The sequence below is a fragment of the Burkholderia sp. MSHR3999 genome (assembly GCF_000833595.1).
Lineage (GTDB): Bacteria > Pseudomonadota > Gammaproteobacteria > Burkholderiales > Burkholderiaceae > Burkholderia > Burkholderia ubonensis.
On sequence record NZ_JRFO01000001.1, the window covers coordinates 1,561,517 to 1,583,519 of the forward strand.

17 protein-coding genes are annotated in these 22,003 nt (G+C 69.7%); 16 read left to right on the forward strand and 1 reads right to left on the reverse strand.

From position 1 onward, the window contains the following. Positions 1-216: 216 nt before the first annotated feature. Positions 217-864, reverse strand: coding sequence for a TetR family transcriptional regulator (locus tag KY49_RS07355; protein WP_042583984.1), 648 nt, complete (start codon positions 862-864; stop codon positions 217-219). 149 nt (positions 865-1,013) lie between these two features. On the opposite strand from KY49_RS07355, the gene KY49_RS07360 reads away from it, so the two are divergent. From KY49_RS07360 to KY49_RS07435, 16 genes are all read left to right on the forward strand, one after another. Further along, positions 1,014-2,225 (forward strand): MexX/AxyX family multidrug efflux RND transporter periplasmic adaptor subunit, encoded by a 1,212-nt coding sequence (locus KY49_RS07360; protein WP_042583985.1) that lies wholly within the window; start codon positions 1,014-1,016, stop codon positions 2,223-2,225. A 15-nt stretch (positions 2,226-2,240) separates the two neighbouring features. Then, positions 2,241-5,378 (forward strand): multidrug efflux RND transporter permease subunit, encoded by a 3,138-nt coding sequence (locus KY49_RS07365; RefSeq protein ID WP_042583986.1) that lies wholly within the window; start codon positions 2,241-2,243, stop codon positions 5,376-5,378. Positions 5,379-5,386: 8 nt separating this feature from the next. Continuing rightward, entirely contained in the window at positions 5,387-6,814 is a 1,428-nt protein-coding gene (locus KY49_RS07370) for an efflux transporter outer membrane subunit (protein ID WP_442854608.1), read from the forward strand. A gap of 104 nt (positions 6,815-6,918) precedes the next feature. Continuing rightward, complete coding sequence (locus tag KY49_RS07375) at positions 6,919-7,854, forward strand: hypothetical protein (protein ID WP_042583988.1); 936 nt, start codon at positions 6,919-6,921, stop codon at positions 7,852-7,854. Positions 7,855-8,468: 614 nt separating this feature from the next. Then, the gene (locus KY49_RS07380; protein ID WP_042583989.1) at positions 8,469-8,981 is read left to right on the forward strand and encodes a fimbrial protein; all 513 of its coding nucleotides are present in this window, start codon (positions 8,469-8,471) and stop codon (positions 8,979-8,981) included. A 119-nt stretch (positions 8,982-9,100) separates the two neighbouring features. Then, a complete protein-coding gene (locus KY49_RS07385; RefSeq protein WP_176728730.1) occupies positions 9,101-11,554 on the forward strand; it encodes a fimbria/pilus outer membrane usher protein in 2,454 nt (817 codons plus the stop codon). A 16-nt stretch (positions 11,555-11,570) separates the two neighbouring features. Beyond that, positions 11,571-12,314: a fimbrial biogenesis chaperone gene (locus KY49_RS07390; RefSeq protein ID WP_042583991.1), complete on the forward strand. Its 744-nt coding sequence runs from the start codon at positions 11,571-11,573 to the stop codon at positions 12,312-12,314. Next, positions 12,311-13,339 carry a fimbrial protein gene (locus tag KY49_RS07395; RefSeq protein ID WP_042583992.1) on the forward strand — a complete coding sequence of 343 codons (1,029 nt, stop codon included), beginning with the start codon at positions 12,311-12,313 and terminating at the stop codon, positions 13,337-13,339. The genes KY49_RS07390 and KY49_RS07395 overlap by 4 nt, the downstream gene beginning before the upstream one ends. Positions 13,340-13,469: 130 nt before the next feature. After that, positions 13,470-14,762, forward strand: a complete 1,293-nt coding sequence (locus KY49_RS07400) for a calcium-binding protein (protein ID WP_231636352.1) — start codon at positions 13,470-13,472, stop codon at positions 14,760-14,762. Between the two features lie 315 nt (positions 14,763-15,077). Continuing rightward, positions 15,078-15,746: an RNA polymerase factor sigma-70 gene (locus tag KY49_RS07405; protein WP_042583994.1), complete on the forward strand. Its 669-nt coding sequence runs from the start codon at positions 15,078-15,080 to the stop codon at positions 15,744-15,746. A gap of 94 nt (positions 15,747-15,840) precedes the next feature. Further along, positions 15,841-16,083 carry an MbtH family protein gene (locus KY49_RS07410; protein ID WP_010092426.1) on the forward strand — a complete coding sequence of 81 codons (243 nt, stop codon included), beginning with the start codon at positions 15,841-15,843 and terminating at the stop codon, positions 16,081-16,083. 34 nt (positions 16,084-16,117) lie between these two features. Continuing rightward, complete coding sequence (locus KY49_RS07415; RefSeq protein ID WP_042583995.1) at positions 16,118-17,128, forward strand: TauD/TfdA family dioxygenase; 1,011 nt, start codon at positions 16,118-16,120, stop codon at positions 17,126-17,128. Continuing rightward, complete coding sequence (locus KY49_RS07420; protein WP_042583996.1) at positions 17,125-17,973, forward strand: ABC transporter ATP-binding protein; 849 nt, start codon at positions 17,125-17,127, stop codon at positions 17,971-17,973. The genes KY49_RS07415 and KY49_RS07420 overlap by 4 nt, the downstream gene beginning before the upstream one ends. Continuing rightward, positions 17,970-20,066: a Fe(3+)-hydroxamate ABC transporter permease FhuB gene (fhuB, locus tag KY49_RS07425; protein WP_042583997.1), complete on the forward strand. Its 2,097-nt coding sequence runs from the start codon at positions 17,970-17,972 to the stop codon at positions 20,064-20,066. Before KY49_RS07420 ends, fhuB begins: the two co-directional genes overlap by 4 nt. After that, on the forward strand, positions 20,063-20,872 hold the full coding sequence (gene fhuF, locus KY49_RS07430; RefSeq protein ID WP_042583998.1) for a siderophore-iron reductase FhuF: 810 nt from the start codon (positions 20,063-20,065) through the stop codon (positions 20,870-20,872). Before fhuB ends, fhuF begins: the two co-directional genes overlap by 4 nt. Then, positions 20,869-21,888: an ABC transporter substrate-binding protein gene (locus KY49_RS07435; RefSeq protein ID WP_042584614.1), complete on the forward strand. Its 1,020-nt coding sequence runs from the start codon at positions 20,869-20,871 to the stop codon at positions 21,886-21,888. The genes fhuF and KY49_RS07435 overlap by 4 nt, the downstream gene beginning before the upstream one ends. Positions 21,889-22,003 lie beyond the last annotated feature (115 nt).

Genomic DNA, 22,003 nt, shown 5'->3' on the forward strand with positions numbered 1-22,003 from the left:
GTTTCCGTCCGACCCAACAGCGCGGGAGGCAACCCGCTTCGAACGGCGGCGCGATTGCCGGGTCAGGACCCGGTTATCACGAAGACGCTAAAAATAGATGACAGCGCCAGTCTACCGATGTTCCGCAAAATGCAGAAAATTTTAAACAGGGTCGGGAATGTTGTTTCGCAGAGCGGAAAATTGGGATGACTTCGGTGTTTTTTGCGTATCCGGACCTCATTCAGGCAATTTTTGCGCGTGTCGCCGGAGCGCGGCGGACGTACGTACTGCGTCGAAGCCGGCATCGAGGATCGCCTCGGCGTCGTTCCACAGATTGCCGCGCAGGCGGTTGGTCCAGATCATCGATGCGAACACGCCTTCGAGCAGCGACACGAGATAGACGGCCGCGAGATGCACGTCGAGCTCGGCCGCGACTTCGCCGCCCGCGGCCGCGCGGCGCAGCAGCGCCTTCGTGATCCGCAGCATCTGCAATTCGAGCAGCAGGCGGCGGCGCAGCAGCGCGCCGTTCTCGTCGCACTGTTCGCATTTCGTATACAGGATCACGAGCACGCGCTGCATCGAGCCCGGCTCGCCGCATTGCTCAAGATAGTGCGACGCGGCGCGCCGCAGCGTGTCGAGCGCGGGTTGCCCGTCGCCGGCCTCGAAGCCCTCGGACGTGCGCGCGAACGCGCGGTCGCACATCGCCAGGCACACCTCCATCTTGTTCTTGTAGTGCCCGTAGACGGCGCCCCGGGACATGCCGGCGGCCTCCGCGAGGTCCGCCATCGCAGTTTGGGCGACGCCTTTCTCGAGCAGCACGAGCTCGGCGGCATCGAGGATCCGGTGCTTGATGGCGAGAGATTCTTCCCGGGTCTTGCGGGCCATGTTGCGAGATTCCTTACGTTTTGCTGTCGCTTTATTGAGACAATGTGGCGGTAAATTTAAATCTGCGTGTATTTAATCAGACATGACTGATTATAATCAGCCACCCTGAGCCGCCGCATTTTACTGGCGGCACACGATCCGAGGTCCACATGAAGAACAACAATCGCTCCCTGACGCGCCGCCGCCGGCTGGCGCCGTTCGCGCTGGCGGCCGCGCTGGCCGTCGCCGGGTGCGGAAAGGGCGAGCGCGACGCCGCGCCGGAGGCCGCGCAGCGCGCGACGGTGGTGACCGTGCGGCCGACCGAGATGCCGCTCTCCGTCGAGCTGCCGGGCCGGCTCGAAGCCTACCGGCAGGCGGAGGTGCGCGCGCGGGTCGCGGGCATCGTCACCGCGCGCACCTACGAGGAAGGGCAGGAGGTGAAGCAGGGCGCGGTGCTGTTCCGCATCGATCCCGCGCCGCTGAAGGCCGCGCGCGACGCGGCGCAGGGCACGCTCGCGAAGGCGCAGGCCGCGGCGCTCGCGGCGACCGACAAGCGCCGCCGCTACGACGATCTCGTGCGCGACCGCGCGGTCAGCGAGCGCGACCACACCGAGGCGGTTGCCGCCGATGCGCAGGCGAAGGCCGAGGTCGCGTCGGCGAAGGCCGAGCTCGCGCGCGCGCAGCTCCAGCTCGACTACGCGACCGTCACCGCGCCGATCGCGGGCCGCGCGCGGCGCGCGCTCGTCACCGAGGGCGCGCTGGTCGGCCAGAACGAGGCGACGCCGCTCACGACCGTCGAGCAGCTCGATCCGATCTACGTGAACTTCTCGCAGCCGGCCGCGGACGTCGACGCGCTGCGCCGCGCGGTGACGAGCGGCCGCGCGACGGGGATCGCGCAGCAGGACATCGCCGTGACGCTGCTGCGCCCGGACGGCACCGCGTATCCGCTGAAGGGCAAGCTGCTGTTCCGCGATCTCGCGGTCGATCCGACCACCGACACCGTCGCGATGCGCGCGCTGTTCCCGAATCCGGATCGCGAGCTGCTGCCCGGCGCGTACGTGAAGATCGCGCTCGACAACGCGGTCGACCGCCAGGCGATCCTCGTGCCGCGCGACGCTTTGCTGCGCACGGCCGACCGCGCGTCGGTGCGGGTGGTCGGCGCCGACGGCAAGGTCAAGGACGTCGAGGTCGCGGCCGACCAGATGAGCGGCCGCGACTGGCGCATCACGCGCGGCCTGAAGGGCGGCGAGCGCGTGATCGTCGACAACGCCGCGCAATTCTCGCCCGATACCGCGGTGCAGCCCGTCGAGCGGGCAGGGCCGGCCAAGGCGGGGCAACCCGCGGCCGCCTCCGCTCCCGGCGCCACCGCCCGCCAAACCTGACCGGTTCGAACCAACATGGCACGTTTCTTCATCGATCGCCCCGTGTTCGCGTGGGTGATCGCCATCTTCATCATGCTGGGCGGCGTGTTCGCGATCCGCGCACTGCCCGTCGCGCAGTACCCGGACATCGCGCCGCCCGTCGTCAGCATCTACGCGACCTATCCGGGCGCGTCCGCGCAGGTCGTCGAGGAGTCCGTCACCGCGCTGATCGAGCGCGAGATGAACGGCGCGCCCGGGCTGTTGTATACGTCCGCGACGAGCAGCGTCGGCATGGCGTCGCTGTACCTGACGTTCAAGCAGGGCGTGAATGCCGATCTCGCCGCGGTCGAGGTGCAGAACCGCCTGAAGACGGTCGAGGCGCGGCTGCCCGAGCCCGTGCGGCGCGACGGCATCCAGGTCGAGAAGGCCGCCGACAACATCCAGCTCGTCGTGTCGCTGACGTCCGAGGACGGCCGGATGAACGCCGTGCAGCTCGGCGAATACGCGTCGGCGAACGTCGTGCAGGCGCTGCGGCGCGTCGAGGGTGTCGGCCGGGTGCAGTTCTGGGGCTCGGAATACGCGATGCGGATCTGGCCCGACCCGGTCAAGATGGCCGGCGACGGGCTCACCGCGTCGGACATCGCGGCGGCCGTGCGCGCGCACAACGCGCGCGTGACGGTGGGCGACATCGGCCGCAGCGCGGTGCCGGACAGCGCGCCGATCGCGGCGACCGTGTTCGCCGACGCGCCGCTGAAGACGCCCGCCGATTTCGGCGCGATCGCGCTGCGCGCGCGGCCGGACGGCTCGGCGCTGTTCCTGCGCGACGTCGCGCGCATCGAGTTCGGCGGCAACGACTACAACTACCCGTCCTACGTGAACGGCAAGGTCGCGACCGGCATGGGCATCAAGCTCGCGCCGGGCTCGAACGCGGTTGCCACCGAGCAGCGCGTGCGCGCGACGATGGACGAGCTGTCGAAGTTCTTCCCGCCGGGCGTCAAGTACCAGATTCCGTACGAGACGTCGTCGTTCGTGCGCGTGTCGATGAACAAGGTCGTCACGACGCTGATCGAGGCGGGCGTGCTGGTGTTCCTCGTGATGTTCCTGTTCATGCAGAACCTGCGCGCGACGCTGATCCCGACGCTCGTCGTGCCGGTCGCGCTCGCGGGCACGTTCGGCGTGATGTTCGCGGCGGGCTTCTCGATCAACGTGCTGACGATGTTCGGGATGGTGCTCGCGATCGGCATCCTCGTCGACGACGCAATCGTCGTCGTCGAGAACGTCGAGCGGCTGATGGTCGAGGAAGGGCTCGCGCCGTACGAGGCGACCGTCAAGGCGATGACGCAGATCAGCGGCGCGATCGTCGGCATCACCGTGGTGCTGACGTCGGTGTTCGTGCCGATGGCGTTCTTCGGCGGCGCGGTCGGCAACATCTACCGGCAGTTCGCGCTGTCGCTCGCGGTGTCGATCGGCTTCTCGGCGTTCCTCGCGCTGTCGCTGACGCCCGCGCTGTGCGCGACGCTGCTCAAGCCGGTCGCCGACGGCCATCACGAGAAGGGCGGCTTCTTCGGCTGGTTCAACCGGTTCGTCGCGCGGGCGACGCAGCGCTATGCGCTGCGCGTCGGCGGCATGCTGAAGAAGCCGGTGCGCTGGCTCGTCGTGTACGGCGCGCTGACCGCGGCCGCCGCGCTGATGCTCACGCAGCTGCCGACCGCGTTCCTGCCGGACGAGGACCAGGGCAACTTCATGGTGATGGTGATCCGGCCGCAGGGCACGCCGCTCGCGGAAACGATGCAGAGCGTGCGCGAGGTCGAGACCTACGTGCGCACGCAGGAGCCGGCCGCGTATACGTTCGCGCTCGGCGGCTTCAACCTGTACGGCGAAGGGCCGAACGGCGGGATGATCTTCGTGACGCTGAAGAACTGGAAGGAGCGCCAGCGCGCGCACGACCAGGTGCAGGCGATCGTCGCGCGCATCAACGCGCGCTTCGCGGCGACGCCGAACACGACGGTGTTCGCGATGAACGCGCCGGCGCTGCCGGATCTCGGCTCGTCGAGCGGCTTCGACTTCCGGCTGCAGAACCGCGGCGGGCTCGACTACGCGGGGTTCGCCGCCGCGCGCGAGCGGCTGCTCGCCGAAGGCGGCAAGCATCCGGCGCTCACCGACCTGATGTTCGCGGGCACGCAGGACGCGCCGCAGCTCAGGCTCGACATCGATCGCGCGAAGGCGTCCGCGCTCGGCGTGTCGATGGAAGAGATCAACACGACGCTCGCGGTGATGTTCGGCTCCGACTACATCGGCGACTTCATGCACGGCACGCAGGTGCGGCGCGTGATCGTGCAGGCGGACGGCCGGCACCGGCTCGATCCGGACGACGTGAAGAAGCTGCGGGTGCGCAATGCGCGCGGCGAGATGGTGCCGCTCGCCGCGTTCGCGACGCTGCACTGGACGCTCGGCCCGCCGCAGCTCACGCGCTACAACGGCTTCCCGTCGTTCACGATCAACGGCTCGGCCGCGCACGGCCACAGCAGCGGCGAGGCGATGGCGGCGATCGAGCGGATCGCGGGCGAGCTGCCGGCCGGCATCGGCTACGCGTGGTCGGGGCAGTCGTTCGAGGAGCGGCTGTCGGGCGCGCAGGCGCCGATGCTGTTCGCGCTGTCGGTGCTCGTCGTGTTCCTTGCGCTCGCGGCGCTGTACGAGAGCTGGTCGATTCCGTTCGCGGTGATGCTGGTCGTGCCGCTCGGCGTGATCGGCGCGGTGCTCGGCGTGACGCTGCGGACGATGCCGAACGACATCTATTTCAAGGTGGGGCTGATCGCGACGATCGGGCTGTCCGCGAAGAACGCGATCCTGATCGTCGAGGTTGCGAAGGATCTCGTCGCGCAGGGGATGTCGCTCGTCGACGCGGCGCTCGAGGCCGCGCGGCTGCGGCTGCGGCCGATCGTGATGACGTCGCTCGCGTTCGGCGTCGGCGTGCTGCCGCTCGCGTTCGCGTCGGGCGCGGCGTCCGGCGCGCAGATGGCGATCGGCACCGGCGTGCTCGGCGGCGTGATCTCGGCGACCGTGCTCGCGGTGTTCCTCGTCCCGCTGTTTTTCGTGATCGTCGGCCGGCTGTTCAACGTCGGCGCGCGCCGCCGCGGCGGTTCGCAACCGGTGACGATGGAGGGTACGTCCTGATGTTTCGCATGACTACACGCTCGGGGCTGAATGCACCGGTCGCATTCGCCGCCGCGCTCGCGCTCGCGGGCTGCTCGCTCGCGCCGCGCTACGAGCGCCCGGCGGCGCCGGTGCCGTCGAGCTATGCGCCGGCCGACGGCGCGCCGTCGGCCGCGCAGCCGTCCAGCCCCGCGCTGCTCGACGACTGGCGCGCGTATTTCACCGATCCGGCGCTGCAGGCGTGGATCGATGCGGCGCTTGCGAACAACCGCGACCTGCGGGTCGCGGCGGGCCGCGTCGAGGAAGCGCGCGCGCTGTACGGCGTGCAGCGCGCGGACCGCCTGCCGTCGCTCGACGCGAACCTCGGCTACGAGCGCACGCGCGTGTACGACCCGGTCGTGCGCCAGAGCGCGGTGAGCGGGCTGTATCGCGCGGGCGTCGGTGTCAGCGCCTACGAACTCGACCTGTTCGGCCGCGTGAAGAGCCTGTCGGACGCGGCGCTCGCCGAGTACTTCGCGACCGCCGAAGCGCAGCGCACGGTGCGGATCGGCGTGATTGCCGAAGTCGCGAACGCGTATGTGGCGGAGCGCTCGCTGCATGAGCAGCTCGCGCTGGCGCAGCGCACGCTCGACGCGCGCGAGCGGATCGCGTCGCTGACACGGCGCCGCTATGCGGCGGGCACGAGCGACGCGATCGAACTGCGCTCCGCCGAGATGCTGGTGGCGGCCGCGCGCGCGTCGCAGGCCGCGCTGCAGCGCGAGCATGCGCAGGCGGTGCGCGCGCTGCAGCTGCTCGCGGGCGATTTCGCGCGCGTGGCGCCCGGCGACGGGCTGACGCTCGACACGCTCGCGATCGCGCCCGTCGCGCCGGGCGCGCCGAGCGCGCTGCTCGAACGGCGGCCGGACATCCGGCAGGCCGAGGCGCGCCTGAAGGCCGCGAACGCGCAGATCGGCGCGGCGCGCGCGGCGTTCTTCCCGCGCATCACGCTGACGACCGACATCGGCTCGGTCAGCGACGCGTTCTCGGGCCTGTTCGCGAGCGGCACCGGCGTGTGGACGTTCGCGCCGCGACTCACGCTGCCGATCTTCGCGGGCGGGCGCAATCGCGCGAACCTTGACGTCGCGACGGCGCGCAAGCACATCGCGGTCGCCGAATACGAGAAGAGCGTGCAGGTCGCGTTCCGCGAAGTGGCGGACGCGTTCGCCGCGCGCGACTGGATCGACGCGCAGCTCGCCGCGCAGCAGGCAGTTTACGAAGCGGACGGCGCGCGGCTGAAGCTCGCCGAGCGCCGCTACGGCAGCGGCGTCGCGACCTATCTCGAACTGCTCGACGCGCAGCGCAGCACGTTCGAATCCGGGCAGGAGCTGATCCGGCTGAAGCAGCTCAGGCTCGGCAACGCGATCACGCTGTACCGTGCGCTCGGCGGCGGCTGGTCGCCGGCGGAAGCCGACGCGTGACGGTGCCGTCCCGCATGCGTGATATCCGGTAATGTGACCGCTGTCGGCGCGCGGTCGTGGCCGCGCGTTGGATACGCTTGTCGACACGACGCAGCGGAGCACGTATGGGAATCGATCCAGCACGGCTGGGAGTGGCGTTCGCCGCCGGCATGGCGTTCGTGGCGGCGCAAGCGGCGCACGCGCAGGTGGCTGACGTCGCGGCAACAAGCCAGCCCGCGCACGCGCAAGCCGACGCGGCGACGATTCCCCCCGGGCCGGCCGCCGCGATGGTGAACGTCGCGGGCGTCGCACTGCCGGTCTTCACCTATCGCCCCGCGCATTGCGCGCCGGCGACGCTGCTCGTCGTATTCCACGGCGTGCAGCGCGACGGCGCCGCCTACCGCGACCACGCGACGCCGCTCGCCGAGCGCATCTGCGCGATCGTCGTCGCGCCGCAGTTCGACGCGGCGCGCTTTCCACGCAACGTTTATCAATATGGCGGCGCGAGCGCCGCGCACGGGTTGTCGCGCGACCCGCGCCAGCCGCGCGCGCTGGTCGCGCCGCTCATCGACTGGGCGCGGCGCGCGTCGGGGATCGCCGCACCCCGCGTCGTGCTGCTCGGCCATTCGGCGGGCGCGCAGTTCCTCGATCGCGTTGCCGCGTACGGCGGCGTGCCCGGCGTCGCGCGCATCGTGATCGCGAATCCGTCGACCTGGGTCATGCCGAGCGTGACCGACGCCGCACCGTTCGGCTTCGGCGGCCTCGGCCCGGCTCATGGCGGGGACGATGCGCTGCGCGCGTATCTCGCGCAACCGGTGACCGTGCTGCTCGGCACCGACGACACCGGCGGCACGCACCTCGTCCATGGCAGCGAAGCGGACGGGCAGGGGGCCAGCCGCTACGCGCGCGGCCTCAATGCCTTTCGCGCCGCCCGGGCCGTGGCCGCGCAACGCGGCTGGACGTTCAACTGGCGCCTCGTCGAGGCGCCCGGCATCGGCCACGACGCCGCCCGCCTGTTCGCATCGCCGGCCGCGCGCCGCGCGGTGCAGGACGACCGCTGATTCCTCTCCTTCTTCCCGCTTTTCAGACCGAGCGCGTGACGGTACGACGCCGTCGCGCGTGCATCGGCCTGGTTCTTCAATTGTCAAATGCGAATTTCAATTCGATTACGTGATTTTGATTATTCGGCGACAAAGTGACGCATGTAAAACGTTAAACTCGATCGCGCAAACGATTGCGCAGAATATGGGTTGAGAGCGAGCCGAAAGTTAATTTCTTGTGGATTGAAAATCGCGGCGCGTTGTCGTTGTGAATCGGCAACGAATGGCGGATTGGTACAGGATTATGGCCTTGCGGTATCGGATCGCCTGAAGCCAGTGCCAGCATGCCTCAGGCGGGTTTTTGGAGGGTGCGCCGGGAAATGTTCTTTATCTTCATACGTTTTTAAAATGTCAATCAGGATTGCAGATCAAGGTAAAAGGATTGTGAACTGATGGGAAACAATCATATGAATGTCGGTAAATCGGACATTGTCAGATTGCATTTAACAATGATTTACAAAAAACTTTCTGATTTATCTCAATAATGCCGCCTCGTGACGGACGGGGCGAGCCAAGCGCTACCGGTTGTGTCCGCCACGTCGTCCCATTCTTTTGCCATTCATACGGAATCGATCATGAAGAAATCCCTCCTGTCCGCCGTCGCCTTCGCAGCGCTGTCCTCGTCGGCCTTCGCTGCCGGCACCGGCACGATCAACTTCACGGGCGAGATCGTCGCGGGCGCATGCGGCATCGACGCGGGCTCGGTCGACCAGACCGTGCGTCTCGGCTTCGTGCCGACGAACGTGTTCAAGCAGGCCGGCGACAAGTCCACGCCGACCAACTTCGACATCAAGCTGACCGACTGCGACACCAGCATCGCGAAGAACGCGTTCTTCACGTTCACGGGCTCGTCGAACGCGAAGCAGCCGAAGCTGATCGCGACCGTCGGCTCGGCGACCAACGTCGGCATCCGCCTGCAAGCCTCGTCGGGCGAATACCTCGACAACGGCGCCGAGCAGAAGGCGCCGGTCGTGCTGCAGAACGGCACGAACGTCGCGCGCTTCGCGGCGATGTACGAAGCGACGGCAGCCGGCGTGACGCCGGGCACCGCCGACGGCGTCGCGAACTTCACGGTCCGCTACCAGTAAGCATCCGCCCCTCGGGGAAGGGTGCGCGCACCCTTCCTCGTATCTTTTTCGTTTCCCGCCCTGTCCAGGAACCCCGGTAGCCTCTCGTGCGAATCAGACATTCCATCCTTTGCGTCTCCGTGCTGGCCGTCGGCAGCCAGAGCCATGCGACGGAATTCAATTCGTCGTTCCTGAGTATCGACGGCGCGAGCAACGTCGACCTGTCGCAGTTCTCGCAGGCCGATTTCACGCTGCCGGGCGAGTACCTGCTCGAAGTGCAGGTCAACGACGTCTTCTTCGGCCTGCAGACGATCGAGTTCGTCGCCGGGGACGCGTCGGGCGCGGGGCGGCCCTGCCTGCCGCCGGAGCTCGTCGCGCAGTTCGGCCTGAAGCCGTCGCTCGCGAAGGACCTGCCGCGCTTCCAGGGCGGCCGCTGCGTCGATCTCGCCGCGATCGAAGGCGTGACCGTGCGCTACCTGAAGGGCGACGGACGCCTCAAGATCTCGATTCCGCAGGCGGCGCTCGAATACACCGACGCGTACTACCTGCCGCCGGAGCGCTGGACCGAGGGCATTCCGGGCGCGCTGCTCGACTACCGCGTGATCGCGAACACCAACCGCAACTTCGGCTCGGCGGGCAGCCAGACGAATTCCGTGCAGGCGTACGGGACGGTCGGCGCGAACTGGGGCGCGTGGCGCTTTCGCGGCGACTACCAGGCGCAATCGAACGCCGGCAACACGGTCTATGCGGACCGCACGTTCCGCTTCAGCCGGCTCTACGCGTTTCGTGCGCTGCCGTCGATCGAATCGACGGTGTCGTTCGGCGACGACTACCTGACCTCGGACATCTTCGACACGTTCGCGCTGACGGGCGCGACGATCCGCAGCGACGACCGCATGCTGCCGCCGTCGATGCGCGGCTATGCGCCGCTGATCTCGGGCGTCGCGCGCACCAACGCGACCGTGACGGTGTCGCAGCAGGGCCGCGTGCTGTACGTGACGCGCGTGTCGCCGGGCGCGTTCGCACTGCAGAACATCAACACGAGCGTGCAGGGCACGCTCGACGTCGCGGTCGAGGAAGAGGACGGCTCGGTGCAGCGCTTCCAGGTGACGACCGCGTCGGTGCCGTTCCTCGCGCGCCAGGGGCAGCTGCGCTACAAGGCTGCGGTCGGCAAGCCGCGCCTGTTCGGCGGCGCCGGCATCACGCCGTTCTTCGGTTTTGCCGAGGCGGCGTACGGCCTGCCGTTCGACGTGACTGTGTATGGCGGCTTCATCGCCGCGTCCGGCTATACGTCGGTCGCGTTCGGCGTCGGCCGCGACCTCGGCCGGTTCGGCGCGGTGTCCGCCGACGTCACGCATGCGAGCGCGCGGCTGTGGTGGAACGGCACGACCCGCAACGGCAACTCGTACCGCTTCAACTATTCGAAGCACTTCGATTCGCTCGACGCGGACGTGCGCTTCTTCGGCTATCGCTTCTCCGAGCGCGACTACACGAACTTCTCGCAGTTCTCGGGCGACCCGACCGCGTACGGCCTCGCGAACAGCAAGCAGCGCTATTCGGCGACGCTGTCGAAGCGCTTCGGCGAAACCTCGACCTATTTCTCGTACGACCAGACGACCTATTGGGCGCGGTCGTCCGACCAGCGCGTCGGCCTCACGCTGACGCGCGCGTTCTCGCTCGGCGCGCTGCGCCGCGTGAACGTCAGCCTGTCCGCGTTCCGCACGCTCGGCGCGGGCGGCAGCGGCAACCAGTTCTCGGTGACGGCGACGCTGCCGATCGGCGACCGCCAGACCGTCACGTCGAGCGTGACGACGGGCGGCGGCAGCACGAGCGCGAGCGCCGGCTACATCTACGACGATCCGGCCGGGCGCACCTACCAGGTTTCCGCCGGCTCGACCGCGGGCCGCGCGTCGGCGAACGCGAGCTTCCGCCAGCGTACGTCGTCGTACCAGCTCACCGCGCAGGCGTCGACGGTCGCGAATTCGTATGCGGCCGCGTCGCTCGAAGTCGACGGCTCGCTGGTCGCGACGCAATACGGCGTCGCCGCGCACGCGAACGGCAACGCGGGCGACGCGCGCCTGCTGGTGTCGACCGACGGCGTGCCGGACGTGCCGCTGTCCGGCTCGCTGTCGCGCACCAACGCGCGGGGCTACGCGGTGCTCGACAGCATCTCGCCGTACAACGTGTACGACGCGACGGTCAACGTCGAGAAGCTGCCGCTCGAAACCCAGGTGTCGAACCCGATCCAGCGGCTGGTGCTGACCGACGGCGCGATCGGCTTCGTCAAGTTCTCCGCCGCGCACGGCCGCAACCTGTTCCTGACGCTGTCGGACACGGGCGGCAAGGCGCTGCCGTTCGGCGCGTCGGTGCAGGATGCGGCGAACGGCAAGGAGCTCGGCATCGTCGGCGAGGACGGCGCCGCGTACCTGACCCAGGTCCAGCCGAAATCGTCGCTGGTGGTGCGCGCGGGCGAACGCACGCTGTGCACGCTCGACGTGCTGCCGGACCAGCTCCAACTCGAAGGCACGCCGATTCCGGTGACGTGCCAGCCGCCCGGCGCGTCGCATGCGGCGACCGGCCGGACCGAACGATGAATCAACGGACATTGCGATGAAACTTCTTTCTTCTCTTTTCCTGCGGCGCGCGACCTGCGCGCTCGCAGCCTTCGGCACGCTGCTGGCGGGCGCCGCGCACGCGTCGATCGTGCCGGACCGCACGCGCGTGATCTTCAACGAAGGCGAGCAGGCGGCGATCGTGACGATCACGAACAAGAGCGCGACCTATCCGTACCTCGTGCAGTCGTGGATCGAGGACGCGAAGGGCAACCGCATCACGTCGCCGCTGATGGTCGTGCCGCCGCTGCAGCGCGTCGAGGCGAACGAGCGCAACGTGCTGCGGATCGCGAAGCTGCCGGGCGCCGCGCTGCCGGCCGATCGCGAGACGGTGTTTTACCTGAACATCCGCGAGGTGCCGCCGAAGACCGACACGCCGAACGCGCTGCAGATCGCGCTGCACACGCAGATGAAGCTGTTCTACCGGCCGAAGGGCGTGCAGCCGTCGCGCGACGAGGACCCGACGCTGCCGATGACGCTGCGCGTCGACGCCGCCGCGCACAAGCTCGTGTTCGACAACCCGACGCCGTTCCATGTGACGGTGGTCGACGTGGCGGCGGGCGCGCAGAAGACGCCGGTGCTGCCCGATCCGGTGATGGTGAGCCCGATGAGCACCGCGGACGTGCCGTTCAAGGGCGCGGCGAGCGCGACGCTGTTCGTCACGCATATCGATGACTACGGCGGTCAAGTCGCGGTGGAGTATGCGTGCGAGGCGGGTGTTTGCAAGAGTGTCAGGAAATGAGGGGGGCGCGACGACAACCGGTGTCGCCGGTGGCGGCGTGGCTGAGGTGGGTCGTGCTCGCGATGCTGGTTGCGGCGGTGCAGCCGGCGTGGGCGCTGCGTTGCCTGACCAACGGCGGGGCCACGTCATTGACCGAGCCGATCGGTGGTGTTGCGTCGTATCCGACCGATGCGCCGGACGGGTACGTGATCTGGATATCGCCGCCGCGGACAACGACCGGGTATTGCTACAAGGACCTTGGCGACGACAAGAGCCTGAGCGTCATCGACAACATTTATTTCTATGCCAATCCGACTCGTACGGACCCGGCTGCGTGGGGGCTCCAGATCGGCATCCGTTACAGGGGCGTCGATTATTTCGACAGGACCAGCAACCCCGGCGGCGGCGTGCCGACCGGGTTGGCCGTGGAGCCCTGCAAGAGATCGGACTTCCTCAGCGGAAATTGCAAGCGGACGCAGATCAGCCTCGACTATCAGGTCGTGGTACGCAAGAAGGGCAAATGGGTGCAGCCGCCGAACGACGTCTATACGGTGTTTCAGTTCGACGGCGAGGGCGGCCTGAATGCGTACAACACGAGCTTCCAGTACCGTCTGAGCGGTCTGCAGAACCTGAAGCCGACACCGTGCCTCGTCGACGTGCTGGTCACGCCCGAGCCGGGCATCGTGAATTTCGGGCAGGTGCAGACGTCCGGCAACGGCTTCTTGCCGGCCGTGCCGCGCAAGCGGTTCTCGATGTCGCTGACGAAGAAATGCAGCATCCCGGTGCGCGTCGACGGCTACTTCGAGGCGACGAAGGGCACCGTGCAGAACGGCTTGCTGGTGCCTGAAAGCAAGAGCAACTTCGGCATCGGCATCGAGGACAGCCAGGGCAGGGCGATCGAATTCAACAAGCAATTCACGCTCACGCAGTTTCCGGCCAACGTCGCCAACCAGAGCGTGATGCTCGACGCGGTGCTGAAGTCGTTCGGACCACCGAAGATCGGGCCGTTCAACGCGTCGGCGACGATCCGGATTTTCCTTTACTGAGTTCGAGACGGTGCGAGCGGCGTGCGTTGCGGCGCAAGCCGCTCGCACCGAATTTCATTGACGGTGTTTCGGGGGAGACGAGATGCAGTTGAGAAGCAGTGTGGTTGCGGCAGTGCTGGCCGCTTCGGCAATGAGCGCGGTTCACGCGCAGACGGTATCGGCGGGTGGATATTCGCTGACCGTGTTCGGCGATCTGGGCGGGCCGCGCGAGGGCCGGAACCATGGTTATGCCGTTAGCGCGGACGGCAAGACGATCGTCGGCGCCAACTCGAACGACGCGCAGCCGGGTCGCAGCACTGCCTTCTCATGGTCGGCCGCGACGGGCTGGCAGCGGCTGGCCGCGCCGGCGAATGCCTACGACTCTTTCGCACAGACGGTGTCGGCCGATGGCCGGGTCGTCGGCGGTTCGATCAGCGCGCTCCAGGCGGACGGCAACCTTGATCGATGGGCGGTGCGCTGGCCCGGCGACGGTCGTGCGCAGGAAATCGTTCCGCGTTCGGCGGGCTGGGGGAGTACGGTCGAAGTCGCGAATCGCGACGGCTCCAGGATGACCGGCAGCTTCGTCACGACCGACGGCCGGAACGCGCGGTTCTTCTGGGACCAGCGCACCGGCTTGCGCGAGTTGCCGCCGGGCGGCAATTACGCCGTTCAATTGTTCGCAATGAACCAGGCCGGCAACGCGGCCGTGGGATACGCCGGCAATGTCGACGGCGTATATGGCTCGCGTGCATTCCTCTGGACGGAGAAATCAGGCGACCGGCTGTTGCCGACGAGCAGCGCGGGCGAGCCGAGGATGGACATGGCCTGGGGCGTGACCGAAGACGGCCAGACGATCGTCGGGAGCATCGGCACTTTGCTGTCCACGCCGGACGGACAGCGGGTCGATTCGGAAGCCGTGCGATGGACGAATGGCGGCAGCAGCATCGAGCGGCTCGGGTTTCTCGAAGGCGACGACACCAGCAGCGCATCGTCGATCAGCGCCGACGGACGCGTCGTGACCGGCGAGTCGAGCAATAGCCGAAGCGGCGAGTCGCGCGTCTACGTCTGGACACGGCAAAGCGGCATGCGCAGTCTCGCCGCGCTGCTCGAAGCCGCCGGCATTTCGGTCGGCACGCTGGACCTGATGCGCGTGATCGGCGTCAGCCCCGACGGACAGACCATCACCGGGCAGGGCTATCGCGTAGACGACCCCAACGGGACGCCACAGTTCTGGCAAGTGCACATCGATGCAGCGACATTGCGCTCGCTGCCGCCGGCGAGCCCGGGTTCCGACACACTGCGCGTGCGGACGTCCCAGTCGAAGCTTGCGTCGCTCAAGTTGTCGTCGAAACAACGCGCGCCGCTGCGCGGCAACGCGTGCGGCACGGGTGCCGGCCGTGCGTGGCTCGTGCAATGCCGGATGCCGATGCAAGCAGCACATTGACCGATACACGCGCCGGGCGGCACTGTCGGCCGCCCGGCGCCTCGTCGCCTTCATCGCACCGGTGATGAGGGCGATCGAAGCGACGTTCGCGATGCGGCTGCGCTTCACCGATCCATCTCCCCAAAAAGCCGGGAACGACTCGTCGGCCCAGGCCCGCAAGCCATCCGTCCATCGGACGCCTCCGCACACCCCGTGCAACGCCGCCTTTATTCATACAAATCCGACCAATCCGAAGGGGTATTTAAGAATCGTATTGAGAATGATTTGCGTTTACGTTAAATTTTGCGGTATCTCAAAATTGGACGGAGCGAATCGATGGCAATGGCGGAAGTGCTCGAACGACCGGTCACGGCGGCGGCGAACCCGTTCCGCGGCAGCCCGTCCGATCGGCCGTCCAGGCCCGCGCCGCAGGCGCGCCGCGCGGCGAGGCCGAGCGCGCAGGGCGCGCTGCTCGACGTGCTCATCGCCCACCGCGCGATGCTCGTCAACGTCGCGCGCAGCTTCGTCGGCTGCGCGAGCCGGGCCGAGGACGTCGTGCACGACGTGTTCGTGAAGCTCGTCGATTTCCCGAACCAGGATGCGGTGCGCCAGCCGGTCGCGTACGTGACGCGGATGGTGCGCAACGCGTCGATCGACGCGTGCCGCCGCCAGAACCTCGAGAGCCTCTATCACGCGGACGAGGACGACGGCTTCGACGTGCCGTCGCCGGCGCCGACGCCCGAAGCGGCGCTGATGACGCGCGACACGCTGCGGCGCGTGTCGGCCGCGCTCGACGACCTGCCGGCGCGCAGCCGCGCGGCGTTCGAGATGGTGCGGCTGCGCGACGAGACGCTGCAGAGCGCGGCGCGCGCGCTGAACGTGTCGCAGACGCTCGTGCATTTCATGGTCCGCGACGCCGAGCGCCATTGCGCCGAGTGCCTCGATGCGTGCCATCGCGGCGTCGCGTGCCCGGTGTTCTGCGGCGGCCGCGCGCGGCGCCGGTAAAAAAGCGCGCCGCCCGATCGTCTATCCGACAGGGGTGGCCGAACCGCTCCGCTTCCTTCAACCGCCTTCAGCGATTTCCGACCGAGTTTCGACCATGACGCAAGCCACGACGCCTTCCGCCGACACCGACGACCTCGTCTACACGGTCGTCATCAACGACGAAGAACAGTATTCGATCTGGCCGACGTTCCGCGCCGTGCCGGCCGGCTGGCGCGAAGTGGGCGTGCGCGGCCCGAAGGCCGACTGTCTCGCGCACATCGAGACCGTCTGGACCGACATGCGGCCCGCGAGCCTGCGCCGCGCGATGGACGGCGAAACCGCGCGGCGCGCGTCGTGAGCGGCGCCGAGGGCCCATCTGAAGAGGACCTTGCATGACCCTGCTTGCCTTGCCGACGCTCGACGACCTGCGGATCGAGCCGGGGCTGCCCACCGTCGTATCCCCGAAGGGCGGGGACGGGATGTCGATCGACGCGCTCGCGCCGCTCGCTCGCGCGATCGCCGCCGACACGCTCGAGCGTGCGGGCGGCGTGCTGTTCACCGGTTTCCACGTGCCGTCGATCGATGCGTTCCAGCAGTTCGCGGCCGCGTTCGGCGATCCGCTGATCGGCTATGAATACGCGTCGACGCCGCGCAGCCAGGTCGAAGGCGCGGTGTATACGTCGACCGAATACCCGCCGCACCGCGCGATCCCGCTGCACAACGAGCAGTCGTACACGCGCGAATGGCCGATGCGGATCTGGTTCCACTGCGCGCTCGCGGCGCCGAAGGGCGGCGCGACGCCGATCGCCGACAGCCGCGCGGTGTATCGCGCGCTCGACCCGGCGCTCGTCGCGCGCTTCGCGCAGCGCGAGCTGCTGTACGTGCGCAATTTCGGGCAGGGGCTCGACCTGCCGTGGCAGCAGGCGTTCGGCACCGACGACGCGCGCGAGGTCGAGCGGATGTGCGCGGCGCGCGGCATCGACTGCGCGTGGCGCACCGGCGACGACGGCGAGCTGCTGCTGCGCACCCGCGAGCGCTGCCAGGCGGTCGCGCGGCATCCGCGCACGGGCGATAAGGTCTGGTTCAACCAAGCGAACCTGTTCCATCTGTCCGCGCTCGACGAGGACATGCAGGAAGCGCTCGTCGACGCGGTCGGGGTCGACAACGTGCCGCGCAACGTCTACTACGGCGACGGCGCGCCGCTCGAAGCCGACGCGCTCGCCGAGATTCGCGCGGTGCTCGACCGGCAGCGGATCATGTTCCCGTGGCAGACCGGCGACGTGCTGATGCTCGACAACATGCTGACCGCGCACGCGCGCGACCCGTTCGAAGGGCCGCGCAAGGTCGTCGTCGCGATGGCGCAGAGCTACACGGTCCCGCGCGGCCGAACGGAGGATCGATGACGCGTCGTACCGCCGCGCTTGCCGCGCGGGGGCTGACGGTGGGCTATCGCGACCATGTCGTGATCGACGGTTTGAACCTGTCGATCACGGCCGGTCGCGTGACCGCGCTGTGCGGCCCGAACGGCTGCGGAAAAAGCACGCTGCTGCGCACGCTCGCGGGCCTGCAGCCGGCGCTGGCCGGCCACGTCGACGTCAACGGCAAGCCGCTCGCGTCGTTCAAGCGGCGCGCGCTCGCGCGCGAGCTGACGATGCTCGCGCAGTTCAACCAGATTCCGTCCGGCCTGACCGTGCGCGAGCTCGTCGCGTACGGGCGCTATGCATACGGCGGCTTCCTGCGCGGCTTGTCGCGCGCCGATCACGTCGCGATCGACGAAGCGCTCGAGACGAGCGGGCTCGCCGGCGACGCGGGCCGCGACGTCGGCGCGCTGTCCGGCGGCGAGCGGCAGCGCGCGTGGATCGCGATGGCGCTCGCGCAGCAGGCGCCGATCGTGCTGCTCGACGAGCCGACCACCTATCTCGACATCCATCACCAGCTCGACATCCTCGACGCGCTGCGCGCGCTGAACCGCGCGCGCGGGCTGACGATCGTGTGGGTGCTGCACGACCTGAACCAGGCCGCCGCGTACAGCGACGAGATCGTGCTGATGCGCGCGGGCCGCGTCGTCGCGCAGGGCGACCCCGACGCGATGCTCGACCCGGCGCGCCTGCGCGCGGCGTTCGGCGTCGAGATGCTGAAGTTCGCGCATCCGCAGACGGGCGCGCCGATGTGCGTGCCGGCGTACGGGCCGTCCGTCGTCCACGCGTCGCCGTCGGCCGCCGTGTTCGACCGGGATCTCGCCACATGACGACATTCGCGATGCGCAGACGCCGCACGGCAACCGTCGGCGGCAACGTAGCGCAGCGAAGCCGCGCCGGCGCGCTGGCGATCGGCATGCTGCTGCTGATCGCGTGCGTCGCCGCGCTGCGCGCCGCGCCCGACCTGCCCGCGTGGTGGGGCGCCGCGCCCGGCAGCGACGCCGACGCGCTCGCGCGCGTGTTCCTGTTCGACCTGAACCTGCCGCGCGTCGCGGCCGCGCTCGTCGCGGGCGGCTGCCTCGGCATCGCCGGCGCGCTGTTCCAGTCGGCGACCCGCAATCCGCTCGCGTCGCCGGACCTGCTCGGCGTGACGGGCGGCGCGCAGCTCGGCCTGCTCGCGGCGATGCTCGTGCCGGCGCTCGCGGGCGTTGCGTCGGTGCCGCTGCTGTTCGTCTGCGGGCTGGCCGCCGCCGCGTGCGCGATGCTCGCGGCGGGCGGCTGGCGCGCGACGCCGCTGCGGCTCGTGCTCGCGGGCAGCGTCTGCATGCTGCTGTTCGCCGCGCTGTCGACGCTGCTGCTCGCGTGCTTCGAGCAGAACATCGCGGGCGCCGCGCTGTGGGCGAACGGCAGCCTCTATCAACCGGGCGCAACCGGCCTGAAGCTCGCGGCGAGCTGGCTCGTGCTGCCGCTCGCCGCGCTGCCGTTCGTGATCCGGCCGCTCGATCCGCTCGCGCTCGGCGACGACGCGGCGGCCGCGGCCGGCGTGCGCGTCGATGCGGCGCGGCTCGCCGCGACGGTCGTCGCGGTCGCGTTCACGAGCGTCGCGGTCAGCATCGCGGGGCCGCTGTCGTATGTCGGCCTCGTCGCGCCGAACCTGCTGCGCCAGATCCGCGGCGCGCGCGCCGCGCGGCTCGCCGCGCTGGTGCCGCTGTCCGCGCTGGCGGGCGGCGCGCTCGTGCTCGTGACCGACAGCGCGGTGCTCGCGTCGGGCCTCGACACGACGCTGTCGACCGGCGTCGCGATCGCGCTCGTCGGCACGCCGCTGATGCTCGCGCTGATCCGTCGCGGCGCCGCGTGGTCCGGCGTGCTGCACGCGGGCCCCGAGCGCGCGGCGTCCGGGCGCGCGACGCGCGTGGTCGGCTGGCTCGACGGGCTGCGCTGGCCATCGCGCACGGTGCTGTTCGCGCTGGCGGGCGCGCTCGTGCTGCTCGCGGGCGCGTCGGCCGGCCCCGAATGGCTGACGCCCGCGCGCTGGCAGGCGGCGCTGTCGGGCGCCGACCCGGTCGCGCGGATGCTGATCGACCTGCGCCTGCCGCGGCTCCTGTGCGCGATGCTGGCCGGCGCGCTGCTTGCCGCGAGCGGCGTCGCGATGCAGAGCGTCGTGCGCAATCCGCTGGCGGGCCCGGAAGTGCTCGGCGTCACGCAGGGCGCAGCGCTCGTCACGCTGTTCGCGCTCACGCGCTGGCCGCTCGCGGGCGGCGGCGTGCTCGCCGGCGCGGCGCTGGCAGGCGGCGGGATCTCGCTGGCGATCACGCTGGCCCTCAATCACCGTCATCGCTACGCGCCGCTTGCGGTCGCGCTCACCGGGATCGTGATCGGCACGCTGTGGACGACGCTGTCCGAATGGCTGATCACGCAGGAAAGCGTGCAGCCCGCGCGCTTCGTCGTGTGGCTCGTCGGCGGCACCTACGGACGCAGTTGGCGCGAAGTCGCGATGCTGCTGCCGTGGTGCGTGCTCGCGGTGCCGGTGTTCGCGTGGCTCGCGCAGCCGCTCGACATGCTCGCGCTCGGCGACGACCAGGCGGCCGCGCTCGGCCTGCCGATCGCCGCGCTGCGGCCGCTCGCGCTCGTGATCGCGACGCTCGCCGCATGCGCGGCGGTCGCGGCGGTCGGGCCGGTCGGCTTCATCGGGCTGATGGCGCCGCATGTCGCGACGATGCTCGGCGCGCGACGGCATCGCACGCGCCTGTGGCTCGCGGCCGCGTGCGGCGCGCTGATCCTCGGGCTCGCGGACGTCGCGGCCCGCACCGCCGTCGCGCCGCGCGAAGTGCCGGCCGGCGTGCTGACCGCGCTGATCGGCGCGCCGTACCTGCTCGGCCTGCTGATCGTCGAGGCGCGCCGCGCGCGGCGCGTGGGGCGATGACGCCGCCGGCCCCCGGCGTGCACCACGCGCGCGCGACGTGCTTCGCGTCGTTCGCGCCGGCTGAATTCGCGCCGTATCTCGACGCGGTGTGGCTCGGCATGCCTGAAGACGCCTGTGCGGCAAGCGCGGCGCTCGTACCCGTGACCGCGCTGCGCGACCATCGCGACGCGCTGCTCGACGCGATGGTCCGCCACTACGGCGGCGATCCGGCCGTGCATGCGCGCGCGCTGCTGTCGCAATGGAGCAAGTACTACTTCGGCCGCGCGGCGCCCGCGGGCGTCGTCGCCGCGCTGCTGCTCGGCCGGCCGCTCGACATGGCGCCCGAACGCACGTTCGTCGTGCTCGACGACGGGATGCCCGCGGGGCTGGTCTTCGCGCACGACGCGCTCGGCGAACCGTGCGACGATCCGGCGCCGCGCTACGCGGGGCTCGTCGCGCATCTCGGCGCGGTGATCGACCTGCTGGCCGGGATGGGCCGCGTCACGCCGCGCGTGCTGTGGAGCAACGCCGGCAATCTGCTCGACTACCTGCTCGACGTCTGCGGCGCGCAGCCGTGCGCGGCCGACCCCGGGCGCGACGCCGCGTGGCTGTTCCGGTCGGCGTGCGTCGACGGCGAATCGAATCCGCTGCGCACGCCGGTGCGCGACGCCGTGCCGCGCTCGCCGCTGCTGCCGACGCCGTTCCGCGCGCGCCGCGTGTGCTGCCTGCGCTACGAAATCCCTGGAGAAACGCAACTGTGTGGAAGCTGCCCCTTGCTATTGACGATGGACGACGCGGCGCTGGCCGGGCAGGACGCGATTCGCTGACGGCGCCCGGCCGGCGGCGGGCGCTTGCGCAGCTCGCCGCGCTTTGCGCGGGCTGGCCGCTGGCCGCGCAGGCCGCAGCGAGTGGCGCCGTGCGCGGACCAGGCGGCGGCATGCCGGCCGGTGCGTCGCTGGCCGGCAATCCGGTCGTCTCGCAGGCGAGCGCGACGATGCCGGCGCGGGCGCAGCGCGTCGTCGCGCTCGAATTCATGTTCGCGGAAACGCTCGCGGCGCTCGACATCACGCCGGCCGGGATGGTCGATACCGCGTTCTATCCGGGCTGGCTCGGCTACGACAATGCGCGCTTCGCGCATGTGGCGGACGTCGGTTCGCGGCAGGAGCCGGGGCTCGAGGCGATTGCGGCGGTCAAGCCCGACCTGATCATCGGCGTCGGCTTCCGGCATGCGCCGATTTTCGCGGCGCTCGACCGGATCGCGCCGACGATCCTGTTCCAGTTCAGCCCGAACGTGAACGAAGGCGGCGTGCCCGTGACCCAGCTCGACTGGACCCGGCAGATCTTCCGCACGATCGGCGCGGTGACGGGGCGCAGCGCGCGTGCGCAGGCGGTCGAAGCGCAGCTCGACGCCGGCATCGCGCGCAACGCGAAACGGCTCGCGGCGGCCGGCAGGCAGCATGAACGCGTCGCGCTGCTGCAGGACCTCGGGCTGCCCGACCGCTACTGGGCGTATACGGGCAACAGCACGGCGGCCGGGCTCGCACGCGCGCTCGGCCTCGATCTGTGGCCGAAGAAGCCGACCCGCGAGGGCACGCTCTACGTGACGTCGGCGGACCTGCTGACGCAGCGCGACCTGGCGGTGCTGTTCGTGACCGCGACCGGGATGGACGTGCCGCTCGACGCGAAACTTGATTCGCCAGTCTGGCAATACGTGCCCGCGCGCAAGGCAAAACGGATCGCGCTCGTCGAGCGCAACATCTGGGGCTTCGGCGGCCCGATGTCGGCGCTGAAGCTGGCGGACGTGATGACCGATACGCTGCTCGGGCTGCCGCGGGTGCGGTGACGCATCCATCTTGCGTGCCGGCCGCGCATCCCGGCGGGTAGGGCGCGTTGCCCGGCACCTTCCCGCGCGCATCCGGCAATGCGCCGGCGCTTCGGCAAGCCGCCGCGCCGGCGCA